This window comes from Sorangium sp. So ce204, assembly GCF_051526795.1.
Lineage (GTDB): Bacteria > Myxococcota_A > Polyangia > Polyangiales > Polyangiaceae > Sorangium > Sorangium cellulosum_B.
Genome location: NZ_CP150317.1, coordinates 571,900 through 584,434, shown reverse-complemented (window position 1 = coordinate 584,434; position 12,535 = coordinate 571,900). Strand labels below are relative to the sequence as shown.

The window sequence follows — 12,535 nt, the reverse complement described above, 5'->3', positions numbered from 1 at the left end:
GAGCGGAGGTCGTCTGTGATTTTGCGTTAACTTCGCTGCGCCTGGCGATGGCGGCGTTGCGCGGTCCCGGCTAGGCCGTTACCTTCGCCGAATGGCACAGGTCGGAACGCTCGATTTCAAGGGCTTCATCGAGAGACGGAAGGGCCAGCGCGCGGGCGGCGGGGACGGCGCGGGCAACGCGTATGCCTACGTGTCCGACAAGAACACGCGGCTCGCCTTCGAGAAGATGCGTCCGGTCGAGCTCGCCGTGACCGCCGCGGTCAGGCTGTTCAAGACGGTCGGCAAGAACGAGCTGCTCGGCCACGCCGTCAAGGTCGGCCCCGCGCAGTTCCCGCGCGTCCACAACCTCGCGGTCCACTGCGCCGAGACGCTCGGGATCGCGACCCCGACGATCTACATCGTCAACAGCCCCACCCTCAACGCGGCCACCTACGGGACGAACGACGACTCGTTCATCATGGTGCACTCGGCGCTGGTCGATCATTTCACCGACGACGAGCTGCTCAGCGTCATCGGCCATGAGTGCGGCCACATCCACAACAGCCACGTGGTCTACCTGACCGCCATGCACTACCTGACGCGGATGGCGTCGGTCTTCGTGAAGTGGATCGTCGGCCCGGCGATGCTCGCGCTCTCCGGCTGGTCGCGCAGGGCCGAGGTCACCTGCGACCGCGCCGGCCTGCTCTGCGCGAAGAGCCTCGACGTCTCGACGCGCGCGCTCACCAAGCTCGCGCTCGGCTCGACCAAGCTGTACGAGGAGCTCAACCTCGAGGCGTTCATCGCCCAGCACGAGGAGGGCAAGGGCGGCGTCGGCAGGTTCGCCGAGTTCACGGCCAGCCACCCGTGGCTGCCGAAGCGCGTCCTCGCGCTCCGGGCCTTCGCCGAGAGCGAGCTCTACAAGCGCCACGCCGGGCTCGGCGCGGGCGGCCTCTCCATGGAAGAGGTCGACGAGAAGGTGCACGAAGTCATCAAGATCTGGGGCTGAGGGGCTCCCGCTCCTGGCAAGGCGCAAGGCCGAGGTAGACGCACATGCTCGAATCCTTCCACAGCCGCAAAGACGACGTGACCGGGGCGCTCAGGGATCTCGTGACGTTCGCCGAGTCCCTCGGCGCCAAGAGCGTCGCCACGCGCATCACGAACGATCTCGTGAAGAAGCTCGACGCCGATCGGTTCCACCTCGTCGTGGTCGGCGAGTTCAACCACGGCAAGACGACGTTCGTGAACGCGCTGCTCGGCGCCTCGATCCTCCCCGTCGGCGTGACGCCCACGACGGCGGTGATCCACCACCTCGAGTACGCGGCCGATCCGCGCGCCGAGGTGGTCTACGCGTCGGGCGAGCGCATCGGCCTGCCGTTCGAGGACGTGCGGGCCTTCACCGTCGGCGGCGAGCGCTCGTCGAGCGCCGGCGAGGTGAAGTTCCTCGAGGTGGGGTACCCGGCCGAGCTCCTGCGCGAGCGCGTGGTCCTCGTCGACACCCCCGGGGTGAACGACCTCTCGCTCCAGCGGGCGGACATCACCTACAGCTACATCCCGCGGTCGGACGCCGTGCTGTTCCTCATCGACGCAGGCCAGCCGCTCAAGGAGAGCGAGCGGGTCTTCCTCCAGGAGAAGCTGCTCGGCCAGTCGCGCGACAAGATCCTGTTCGTCGTGACGAAGCGCGACATCTGGAGCCAGGACGAGGAGGTCGAGGCGCTCGCGTACATCCGGAGCGAGCTCGGGAAGCTCGTGAAATCGCCCGTGGTCTTCCCGATCTCGAGCGAGCGGGCGCTGGAGGGTGATCGGCCCGGCAGCGGGATGCCGGAGCTGCTCGATCACCTGACCCGGTTCCTCGCCGAGGAGCGCGGGCGCATCCTGCTCGACAACGCGCTCGGCGAGGGCCTCGAGTCCGCGCGCCTGCTCGGCAAGGGCGTGGACGCGCGGCGGCGGGCGACCGCGATGTCGCGCGACGAGCTCAGCCGCCGCATCGAGATGATTGAGAAGGATCTGGCCGGCCAGTCGCGCACCATCGAGGAGCGGCGCGCCGGCATCCGCGAGGAGGTGAGCGCCATCCGGGCGTGGGTGCACCGCGACCTCGATCGGTTCGTCGACGACGTGCTCCGGCAGCTCCCGGCGATCATCGACGAGGCCCACACCGACGAGATCAAGGTCTACCTCGGGGCGTTCCTGGAGCGCACGTTCGCCGAGTGGGCGCAGGCCGAGACGAAGGAGATCGCCACGGCGCTCGAGGCGCTCGCCGAGAAGACGATCGCGCTCGTGCGCGAGGACGCGCACGACGTGGCGAAGCGGGTCAGCGAGGCGCTCGGCGGCGACGTGAAGCCACCGAACGTCGAGGTCGACACGTTCGGCTACGACGTCGGCGTCTTCGCGCTCTTCACCATCGGCCTCGGCGTGATGTTCACGAACGCCCTGCTCGGCGGGATCCTGGCGCTCGCGGCGCCTGTCCTGGCCGTGTACGTGAAGGAGAAGGTCGAGGCCGAGACCCGCAAGAAGGCGAAGGAGATGGCGCCAGCCGCGCTGCGCGAGGCCGCCACCCGGATCGGGCCGAAGCTCGACGAGATGATCCAGGAGTTCGCGAGCCGGCTCGACGCGTGGGTGGTCACGGCCGGCCAGGAGCTGCACCGGGAGGTCATCGAGGTCCTCAAGGCGGCGCGCGAGGAGCGGGTCCAGGCCGAGCCGAGCAGCGAGAGCCAGCTCAAGGCGTGCGACGCCCAGGCCGAGGCGCTGAAGGCGCTGACGTCGCGCCTGGAGGGGCTGCGGAGCACGCTCTGGACCGTCGAAAACGGCGAGAGCAGGCCGATCCCCCCGCCCGTGTCCAGCGTGCCCAACGCGCCGGGCGGCTCGGCCTGAGCGGGGCGCACGCCTCCTGACAAGGGAGGAGACCCGGCCCAGCCCGGCCTCCTCCGCCCTGCGCCGTGGCCATATCCAATCGTCGGGCGCTCATGCGAGAATGCGGCCGTGCAGCTCGACTTCGCAGCCCGTGAAGTGACGATCAAGCTCGTCTATTACGGCCCGGCGCTCAGCGGCAAGACGACGAACCTCGTCTCGCTGCACGGCCTCGCCGGGTCAGACGCTCGCGGACGGCTGATGACGCTCGAGACGCAGGACGATCGCACGCTGTTCTTCGATCTCCTGCCGCTCACCTTCCGCGCGAAGGACGGCGACGTCTCGCTCCGCATCAAGCTGTTCACCGTGCCCGGCCAGCCGATGCACGCCGCCACGCGGAGGCTCGTGCTCCAGGGCGCGGACGGGGTCGCGCTGATCGCCGACTCGCAGATCTCCGAGACGCAGCGCAACGCCGAGGCGTTCTTCGATCTCCGCCAGAACCTGCGAGAGAACGGCCTCGATCTCGCGAGGATGCCGCTCGTCATCCAGTTCAACAAGCGCGATCTGCCCGACATCCGGAGCGACGAGGAGCTGGCGCGGCTCGCCGCGCGGGGCAAGGAGCCGGTGTACAAGGCCGTCGCGACCCGCGGCGTGGGCACGGTGGAGACGCTCATGGGTCTGCTCCACCTCACGTGGGAGACGCTCGATCAGACGCATCAGCTCTCGAAGCGGCTGTCGATCAGCGGCGAGGAGCTCCTGAACAGCGCGGCGCGCCAGCTCGGGGTGACGAGCTCGGTGAACGACCTCCTGGCGCGGCGAATGGGCGGCAGCCTCGAGAAGAGCTCCCGGATCGTTCCATGAGGCCCGACGCCCACAAGGGGACGCCGGCGGATTTCGGTCTCGACGACGAGGATCTCCTCAGCATGCCGGGCTCCGCGCCGATCCCGTCGGCGCGCGTCGCGGACGGGCCCAGCTCCTCGAAGCGCGACGGCGCGTCCAGCGCGCCCGAGCCCTCGACGCTGCCTCCCCCCGCGGCGGCGCCGGTGGTCGACCTGGTCGGCATCGGCCCCCTCTCGCTCGAGGATCTGGTGGATCGCCAGGCCCTCGGGGAGATGGCGGCGTCATTTCACAAGCTGTTCGGCCTGCCGATCCGGATCCAGTCGATCAACGGCGCCACGCTCGCGGAGTCGGGCGCGCCCGCGCCGCTCCCGCCGCTCGGCGGCCTGACCGGCGAGCCGGAAGGCAGGCGGGCGAGCGTGGCGCCGGCGGATCGGACGGCGAGACAGGGCGCGTCGGCCGGCAGCGAGGTCGCGGATCCCTGCTTCGAGGGCGCGCTCTACCAGGTGTTCCCGATCGAGTACGACGGGCGCGCGATCGGCCGGTCGATCCTGGGCCCCTACCTCCCGGACGGCCTCGACGATCCCCCTGTCGCGCAGATCGAGGCGGCGTCCCAGCTCGATCTCGCGCCTGCGGCGGAGGGGCGGCCGCGGATGCCGCGGCTCCGGCCGGAGCGGCTCGGCGCGATCGCGGACCACCTCCGCTCGGTCCTCGATCTGATCCTGTTCAGCGGGCACAAATCGCTCCTCACCTCGACGATGCACGTCGCGTCGATCCGCGAGAGCTTCCGTGAGCTGTCGCAGAAGAACGCGGAGCTCGAGCAGGCGTACGAGCGGCTGAAGGAGCTCGACCGGCTCAAGTCGAACTTCCTGGCCACGGTGTCGCACGAGCTCCGGACCCCGCTCACGTCGATCATGGGGTACAGCGAGATGCTCGCCGAGGGCATCGGCGGGCCTCTGACCGATGAGCAGCGCGAGTTCATCGATACGATCCGGTCGAAGAGCGAGCAGCTGCTCGGGCTCATCATGAGCCTCCTGGACCTCTCGAAGCTGGAGAGCGGCACGTTGATCGTGCATCGCACCGAGGTGGCCGTCGGCCCGGTGCTCGTCGAGGCGGCGTCGACCATCGCGCCGGCCGCCTCGAAGAAGGGCGTCGAGCTCCGGATCCAGGCCGAGGACGATCTCCCGCCGGTGCTGGGGGACGGCGACCGGCTGCGCCAAGTGTTCATCAACCTCGTCGAGAACGCGGTGAAGTTCACCGAGGCGGGGGGCGAGGTGCTGCTCGTCGCGCGCGCCGTGAGCGAGGACATGGACGACCTCCCCGGGCTGGTGCTCGTCGCGCCTCTCCAGCAGGCGGTCGAGATCCGCGTCGTGGACACGGGCATCGGCATCCCTGCGGGCGAGCGGCTGAAGGTCTTCGACCCGTTCTACCAGATCGATCAGAGCTCGACCCGGGAGCACGGCGGCACGGGGCTTGGCCTCTCGATCGTCAAGCGCCTTGTCGAGGCGCACAGCGGCACGGTCCGCATCGAGCCGAACGACCCGCGCGGCACCGTCTTCGTGGTCAAGCTGCCCACGGTCGCCGGCTCGCCGGCGAACAGCGTGCTGCCGCCCATCTTCCAATGAGCGGGCTCCCATGAGCGGGCGCTCCGAGTGGAAGCGCATCGACATGCTGCGCGCCGTGCTCGGGGGCGCGGCGGGTGATCATGTTCTGTGCGGCATCGGCGATGACGCCGCGATCCTCGCGCCCGCGGCCCCGCGGGGCGGCGCCCTCCCGGGCGCCCCGGAGCCGCTCGTCTGGACGGTCGACAGCGCCGTCGAGGGCGTCCATTTCCGGCGCGATCTCCTGGGCTTCGAGGATCTCGGCTACCGCGCGACGATGGCCGCGGCGAGCGATCTCGCGGCGATGGGGGCGCGCCCTGTCGGCCTGCTGGCCGCGCTGGTGCTTCCTCCGAGCGTGAGCGACGACGAGCTCGGCGCGCTGGCGAGGGGTCAGCGCGCCGCGTGCGACGAGATCGGCACGGCGGTCATCGGCGGGAATCTCTCGCGGGGCGGCGAGATCTCGATCACCACGACGGCGCTCGGCGTCGCGGCGCTGCCGCTCCGGCGCGACGGCGCGCGGCCCGGCGACGCGCTCGCGGTGGCGGGGCCTGTCGGCCTCGCCGCGGCCGGGTTTGCGCTGCTCGACCGCGGCATCGCGCCGGCCGGCGCCGCGGCCGAGCAGGCGATCCGCGCGTTCCGCCGCCCGGTGGCGCGCATCGACGCGGGCCTCCGCGCGGCGGCGCGCGCCCGCGCGGCGATCGACGTCTCCGACGGCCTCGTCGCGGACGTGGCGCACCTCGCGCGCGCGAGCGGCGTGCGCGCGCTGCTCGATCCCGCGGCGCTCGTGGGCGCCGACCTCCGCGACGCCGCGGCGTTGCTCGGCATGGACGCGCTGGATCTCGCGCTCTACGGCGGCGAGGACTACGCGGTCGTTGTCGCGGGCCCCGACGTCGGGGAGCTCGCCGGCTTCGTGGCGATCGGCGGCTGCGCGCCGCGCGAGGAGGGCGCGAGCGACGTCGCGCTGGTCGGACCGGACGGGCAGCTCACGAGCCTCGTGGCGCGGGGGTACGACCACTTCGCCTGACGCCGCTTGCCGCGCGCGGGCAAAGTGACACTTTTGCGATACATGAAGGCGCCCACCGTCAAGCCGGTGACCGAGATCAAGCGCCACGCGACGGAGATCATCGCGCAGCTTCAGGCAGATCACGTGCCGGTGCTGATCACGGAGCACGGGCGCTCGGCGGCGGTCCTCCTCGTCCATGTGCTCCGCTCGGAGCGGTTGCTCCGGGCGGACCGGCTGTTCTGACTTCTTGCGGCGCTCGCTCCTGGCGCTGCTCCGCCTGTTCCATCGGCGGCGCTCGCGAGCGCGCCTGGCGTTCTTCCCGGAGCAGGGCACAGCCAGCAGCAGCGGGCGATCAGGTACCGGGCCGGCGGGGGCAGGCGGCGAGCGAATTGCGGCAGGTGAGCGCTCATGGTCGCTCGGGCTGTCCGCCGCCGGCGCGCTCGATTCCGATGCGCAGCACGACCTCGCCGGCGCCCAGGTCGACGCCGAGCAGCACAGCGTCGCCCACGGCGAGCAGGAAGCGCAGCGCGTGCGGGGCGATCCGGAGCGGCGGCGACAGGCGCAGCGCGTCGCTCCCCTCGTCCACCCACGCGATCCGGCAGGCGTCGCCGACGTCGAGCGCGAGCGCGAGGTGCGACGCCGAAAAGGCGTGCAGCACGGCGCGCCCGGGCAGCGGGATCCGCCGGGGCGGCGCGCCGGCCACGCCGCGGCGGACGATCGCGCGCCCGCCCGCCTCAAGGTGATCGCGCCCCACGGCCCGCGCCGAGGGCGGCGCGCCGAGCCCGAGGTGCGCGAGCGCCTCGATCGCCTCGCGCTCCTCGGGCGTGGGGCCGAGCGGCTCGCCCAGGGGCGGCGCCGCGGCCGGCGCGGACCAGGCGGCGGTGATCGCGCGCGCCGCGGCCGCCTGCTCCGGGGTCGCGGCGGGGTGCACGGCCACGACGTTCCCTCGCGCGTCGAGCTCCTGCACGCCGCCGCCCTTGCCCACGAGCAGCCGGCCCTCCCGGACCGCAAGGACGGCATCGCCAAGGAGCTTGCCGAGGACGGTGCGCGCGCCGCTCTCGAGCCGCACGATGTCCTGGAAATCCACCGCGTATACCGCCGCGTCGCCAGCGGCCACCGGGCGGCGCAGGTGCAGCGTGCTCGATGCGCCGACCAGCGAGGTGGGCTCCGGCAGGGCGAACGGCGCCGGGAAGAGCCGCTCGCGGAGCAGATCCGCGTCCTCGCTGGACGCGAGCCGGCGCACCGCGTCGATGATCGCCTCGCGGAGCCTCCCGTCGAGCGGCGCGAGCTGGGCGCTGGCGGCTGGGGAGAGCGGCCCGAGGTCCAGGAGATGGCGCCCGGCGCCCGCGAGCGCCTGGTCGCTCGGACGGGACTGGAGCGCGCGCTGGAGATCCTCGCCGAGGAAGCGGCCGAGCAGGCGCCGCGGGAGCAGCTCGTAATCGGGCCGGCGCGCGAACGGCCCCGACCCGGCGCCGTACCATTCCAGGAGCCCTCGGGCCTTGTGCATGCTCGCGCCGGCCTGCTCGATCCACGCCGCCGCCTCCAGGGTGTGCCAGGGATCCAGGAGGCGCTCGATCGGAGCGCACCAGGGGCCCTTGAGGTTCGGCGGGATCGCCTTGCGCCATTCGCACCGCGCGCGCTCGCCCTCCTCGCTGCTCCAGCGCGTCACGTCCTCGAGCGGCTCCGGTACGCCGTGCGCGGCGAGCCACTCGAGCAGCGCGCGGTCGTCACGCAGCTCGGCCCAGCCGCACCACTGCTTCCAGTCGAGGCCCCGCCAGTAGATCGAACGGTTCTCCGGGTACAGATCCACCCGGCCCACCGGCCCGCCCTCCGCCGCAAGCACGATTCCGAGTTGCGGCAGCCCGTGCGGCGCGCGGCCGCGCTCGTCGAAGGAAGCCTTGTGCTCGTCGATCTCGAGCGCCCCTCCGAGGGCCTGCAGCGCCGTCCGGTCGAGCTCGACGAGGACGCGATCGCCCCCGTCGACCACCTGGCCCCGGGACGCCGCCGCGAGCGCGCGCTGGAGGTCCTCGTTCCGGGGAGGGCGGCCGTAAGGATAGGGATTGATGAAACGCACGAGCTCGTCTCGCTCCTCGCTCCGGGCTGATCAGCGCCGGCGCCGGCCGCGGCCCCCTTGCCGGCCGGGGCGCGCCTCGACCCAGGTACCTTGATGCACGTACGGCGTCGTTCCGCCCGTCCAGTTCGGCGCCATCATGCCCGGGCCCCATGCGTGGCCGCCCGGCCCCACGGACGTGGTGCCCGCGTAGGTCGCGGCCGGGTTGGCCGAGCGCGCGCCGCTCGCGATCGCCCGGGTCTCGTCCGCGACCGCTTGGAGCACGCTCGGCCCGTTGCCAGCCGCCGGGGTCGCGCTGTTGCACGCGGACAGCTCGACGCGCCGCTTTCGCCCCCGCTTCTGGCCGCGGAACCCCGCCGCCGTGAGCCGTTGCCCGAGCTGGCGGCCGTCGATGTACCCGTTGCCCCACTCCACCAGGTTGGGCGCGCCGTGCGTCGATACGATGACGTGATCCTCTCGCGCCAGGCTGCCCGGCGTGAGCTGATCGTATCGAAGCACGCGCGCGCCCGGATGCTGTCCCTGAAGAAGGGCGACGTGCTGCTGGATGGTCGCGTCGGCCGGCGCGCCCACGACGATCGTCGTGAGCCCGGAAGGGTCGATGAAGATCGTGACGTTGGGGACGAACCCGATCTCCTGCAGCGCGCCCAGCAGGCCGAGCGGGTCGGGGGTCAGGAAGACGTGCGTCGCCGGGTCGTAGAAGCGGTGGCGGTTGTAGTGCAGGCCGGTCACCGCGTCGGCGCGCTGCCCGGCGAACCGGAGCGCGCCCGGATCGCCCGTCGCGCGCGCGACGCGGCCGAAGGCGCCGAGATCGATCTCCGACGCGCGCCCGTCGCGGTGCAGGTAGAGCCACGGCGTGGAGGCGGCGTCCGTCACGACCATCCGCCAGTCCTTGCCGTCGCGCGCCTCGAGGAGCGGCGTGAAGCCGTCGTCGTCGAACACGCGCTGGATCGACGGGCCGCTCGTCGGGCGCTCCTCGACGAGGCTCTCGCCATCCCAGCCGAACCAGGTGCTCTCGCCATTGCCGTGCGCCTGCGCGACGCAGCGGCCGAGGGGGTCGTAGAGGTAACGGACGGCGAGGCCGTCGCCGCGGACCGCTGTGACGAGGCGGTCGCGCTCGTCGTACTGGTAGCGCCAGGTCTGCAGCGGCCCCTGGCCGGCGCGGCCCGCGAGGCGGCCGCGGGCGTCCCACTGGATCTCGGCGCCGCCAGCGCGCAGGGGACGGCCGTCCCCGCCGATCGACCACGCGGGGCCGCGCGACGGGATCGGGGTCCCCTGGGGCGCGTACGCGAACTGCTCGTCGGCGCCGAGGCCGTGGAGGCGGAGCGGCCTGCCCTCGACGTCGAGGTCGTACCGGCGCGCGCCGCGCTCGCTGTCCTCGACCGCCGCGACCGGGCCCACCCGGCTCCAGGTCCACGCGCGCGTCCGGACGGGCTCGCCCCGCCCATCCAGGATGGCGACGCTCTCCGGCATGCCCTGGACGTCGCGCGACCAGACGAGCGCGCGCGTCCCGTCGAGCCGCCTCCGCCGCGACTCGCCGCGCGCGTCCCGTTCGAAGGCGAGCCCGTCCGCGTCGGCGGCGGCGACCTCGAGCGACGCCGGCGCGCCATCTTCCTCGCGCCGGTGCACCTCGACCGACCACCCCGTCGCATAGCGACGCTCCAGCACGCGGCCCGCGTCGTCGAAGCGGCGTGCGACGGCGAACGCGAACCCGGCGGCCTCCTGGACCTCCCGGACGACCCGGCCGTCCTCGTCGCGCTCGAACGTGACCATCACGTCCGCGTTCCGCGCGCGCGTGAGGTGGCCGAGCGCGTCGTACTGGAGCTCCTCCACGAGCCCGCCCGAGGTCTCGAGCTTCGTCACGCGACCGGCGCCGTCGCGCTCGTAGCGCACCCACGTTCCGTCGGCGTGGGTCGTCCGGACGAGGTGGTTCGATCCGTCGTACTCGTACGCCGTGCTCGAGCCGCCGAACGAGGTCTCGCGGGAGAGGTTGCCGCAGCCGTCGTAGTCGCGCGCATGGCGCTCGCCCGCGGCGTTCTCGATCCAGCGGAGCCGGAGGAGCGCGTCGTAGCCGAGCCGGAATCGCCTGCCGTCCGGGCGCACCACCTCGACGAGCGCGCCGGCGACATAGCGGTACCTGGTGATCCCGCTCGCGTCGGAGCGCGCGGTGACGCGGCGGCTGGCGTCGATCTCCAGCTCCTGGACGTCGCCGTTCGGCTCCTCCAGGCGCACCAGCGCGAAGCGCGAGTCGTACGCGAATCGGTAGACGCCGCCCTTCGGGGTGCGCGCCTCGACGGGGCACCCGAACAGATCGAAGACGTACTCGTAGACGTCGCCGGCCGGCGTCTCGACCCGCAGCGGGTTGCCGTGCGCGTCGTAGTCGTACGTGAGCTCGGCGCCGTCCGGCCCGGTGGACGCCCGCACGAGGCCGTGCGCGTCCCACTCGAGGGCGTGCTCGCGGCCGCGCCAGTCGACGCTCCCGGTCGGGACGCCCCTCCGGTACGTGGTGCGGGTCTTCTTCCCGTCGGGCCGCGTGCGGACGATGGCCTGCGCCTCTTCGTCGACCGCGTCTCGCCAGGTCGCGCCGCCGGGCTCGGTGACGCTCGCGAGGTGCCCCGCGGCGTTGTACGACAGCCGCGTAGTCCGCCCGCCGCCGTCGCGGATCGAGAGCAGCCTGCCGACCGCGTCGTACGTGTAGGTGCGCGCGTGGCCGCGCGGATCGACATAGGAGGTCACGAGGCCGAGCGCGTTGCCCGTGTAGGTGTGGGTCGCGCCCTCGCCGTCGATGACCACGGTCCTGCGCAGGGCGGTGTCGTACGAGAGCCGGGCGTGGTGGATGCCCCGGGCGCCCGGGAGGGAGGGCGCGCCGAGCTCCGCGAGCACGTCGCGGCCGGCGATCTCGCCCCACGTCTCGACGCACCGCCTGACGCCGTCGATCGCCTCGTACCTGAAGCGGAAAGCGAGCCCGTCGGGCAAGACCTCCCGGATGAGGTAGTGCTCCTCGTCGTACTCGTACCGGATCTCGGCGCCGCCCGCGTCGATGACCCGCACGAGATCGCCCGCGCCGTCGAGCTCGTAGGTCACGGCGCGGCGGGTGTGCGGGGTGCCATGCTCGTCGGTCGCGGTCACCTCCCACCAGGCGAAGGCTCCCTGGCGCTCGAGCCGGGCGCGCCGCCCGACGGCATCGACGATGCCCGTGAGCTCATCGCCTCGCCATTCCAGGGTGGCCTTGTTGCCGAACGCGTCGCGGAGCTCGACGAGCGCGAAGCGCTCTTCCGGGCCGGCGCGGCGCAGCACCCGCACGAAGCCGTCATCGTCTTCGACGAGGAGATCCTCTCCGACGGCGGCGACGCGAACACCGAACGGCAGGAGCAGGACCTGATCCTGCGCGGGCCAGGAGAGCACCTGGGTGCGACCGCCCGGCGACGTCAGCTCGAGCGCGTCGCCGCGGCGCCGGGCGCTCCAGGCGAGATCGTGCGACCACCCCCACCCCATGCCGCAGCGGTGCCGCACCGCCGCGGTCGAATAGCTTCGCTCCAACGTCACGACCAGGGGCCCCGGCAGCTCGACGTCCGCGACCGGGTTCGTGTACATGGCCCCTGTCACGACGTCGACCGGGTGCCCCGCAGACGCCTGGCCGTCCGCAGCCGGCGGCGCGGGTGGGCTCGGCGGCCCCGCGCCCTGACTGCTGCCCCCGCCGCCCCCGCCGCCGTTGCTTGGGCCCTGAGGGCCGCCGCCGCCCGGACCGCCGCCGCCCCCGCCGCCCCCGCCGCCCCCGCCGCCCCCGCCCGCGGCGTTGCTCGCGCTCGCGCCTGCGCCGACAGTGATGCTCTTGTTCATCTGGCCCATGCTGCCCGTGATGCCGGCCATGCCGAGCTCGATGAGGACGTTGGGCGCGCCCAGCCAGGGGAAGCACGGTCCTCCCGTGTTGAGGCTGACAACCTCTTTGAGCGTGCCTGGCTCGTTGCCGTGACAGGCCTTCATGCAGCCGCCGACCGTGAGGATCTTCGCCCCTTCGATCTTGGTCCGCATGCACGGATCGATGATCCCCTCGGCCACGGTGCCCATCGTCGGATAGGGGATCGGCAGCGGACTCGGCGCCGCGGGCGTCAGGCACACGCTGACGGCCATGCCGGTCATCTGGTGGCCCGACTTCTCCGTGATCGTGTCCATGTGGAGGGCGGTGACCTTGGCCATGACGCT

Annotated in this window: 8 protein-coding genes; 6 read left to right on the top strand and 2 right to left on the bottom strand. The window is 72.7% G+C overall.

All coding sequences use genetic code 11. The features are described 5' to 3' along the window. The first annotated feature begins 91 nt into the window (after positions 1-91). From WMF22_RS02125 to WMF22_RS02100, 6 genes are all read left to right on the top strand, one after another. On the top strand, positions 92-985 hold the full coding sequence (locus WMF22_RS02125; protein ID WP_012233023.1) for a M48 family metallopeptidase: 894 nt from the start codon (positions 92-94) through the stop codon (positions 983-985). 44 nt (positions 986-1,029) lie between these two features. Continuing rightward, positions 1,030-2,847 carry a dynamin family protein gene (locus tag WMF22_RS02120; RefSeq protein WP_438034672.1) on the top strand — a complete coding sequence of 606 codons (1,818 nt, stop codon included), beginning with the start codon at positions 1,030-1,032 and terminating at the stop codon, positions 2,845-2,847. Positions 2,848-2,955: 108 nt separating this feature from the next. Continuing rightward, positions 2,956-3,684 carry a GTP-binding protein gene (locus WMF22_RS02115; protein WP_012233021.1) on the top strand — a complete coding sequence of 243 codons (729 nt, stop codon included), beginning with the start codon at positions 2,956-2,958 and terminating at the stop codon, positions 3,682-3,684. Next, positions 3,681-5,285 (top strand): sensor histidine kinase, encoded by a 1,605-nt coding sequence (locus WMF22_RS02110; protein WP_437297473.1) that lies wholly within the window; start codon positions 3,681-3,683, stop codon positions 5,283-5,285. The genes WMF22_RS02115 and WMF22_RS02110 overlap by 4 nt, the downstream gene beginning before the upstream one ends. A 10-nt stretch (positions 5,286-5,295) precedes the next feature. Further along, on the top strand, positions 5,296-6,285 hold the full coding sequence (gene thiL / locus WMF22_RS02105; RefSeq protein WP_438034671.1) for a thiamine-phosphate kinase: 990 nt from the start codon (positions 5,296-5,298) through the stop codon (positions 6,283-6,285). A 42-nt stretch (positions 6,286-6,327) separates the two neighbouring features. Further along, positions 6,328-6,507, top strand: coding sequence for a type II toxin-antitoxin system prevent-host-death family antitoxin (locus WMF22_RS02100; RefSeq protein ID WP_437297471.1), 180 nt, complete (start codon positions 6,328-6,330; stop codon positions 6,505-6,507). A gap of 163 nt (positions 6,508-6,670) precedes the next feature. Here the strand turns inward: WMF22_RS02100 and WMF22_RS02095 are convergent, their stop codons facing one another. Together WMF22_RS02095 and WMF22_RS02090 are read right to left on the bottom strand one after the other, a co-directional pair. Further along, complete coding sequence (locus WMF22_RS02095) at positions 6,671-8,338, bottom strand: hypothetical protein (protein WP_438034670.1); 1,668 nt, start codon at positions 8,336-8,338, stop codon at positions 6,671-6,673. 30 nt (positions 8,339-8,368) lie between these two features. Further along, a complete protein-coding gene (locus tag WMF22_RS02090) occupies positions 8,369-12,529 on the bottom strand; it encodes a PAAR-like domain-containing protein (protein ID WP_438034669.1) in 4,161 nt (1,386 codons plus the stop codon). Between the last annotated feature and the right edge of the window lie 6 nt (positions 12,530-12,535).

Bases quoted from the DNA above. Each gene is read 5' to 3' on its own strand.
- thiL (WP_438034671.1), top strand. From the start codon at position 5,296: ATGAGCGGGCGCTCCGAGTGGAAGCGCATCGACATGCTGCGCGCCGTG.
- WMF22_RS02110 (WP_437297473.1), top strand. From the start codon at position 3,681: ATGAGGCCCGACGCCCACAAGGGGACGCCGGCGGATTTCGGTCTCGAC.
- WMF22_RS02090 (WP_438034669.1), bottom strand. From the start codon at position 12,529: ATGGCCAAGGTCACCGCCCTCCACATGGACACGATCACGGAGAAGTCG.
- WMF22_RS02125 (WP_012233023.1), top strand. From the start codon at position 92: ATGGCACAGGTCGGAACGCTCGATTTCAAGGGCTTCATCGAGAGACGG.
- WMF22_RS02120 (WP_438034672.1), top strand. From the start codon at position 1,030: ATGCTCGAATCCTTCCACAGCCGCAAAGACGACGTGACCGGGGCGCTC.
- WMF22_RS02100 (WP_437297471.1), top strand. From the start codon at position 6,328: ATGAAGGCGCCCACCGTCAAGCCGGTGACCGAGATCAAGCGCCACGCG.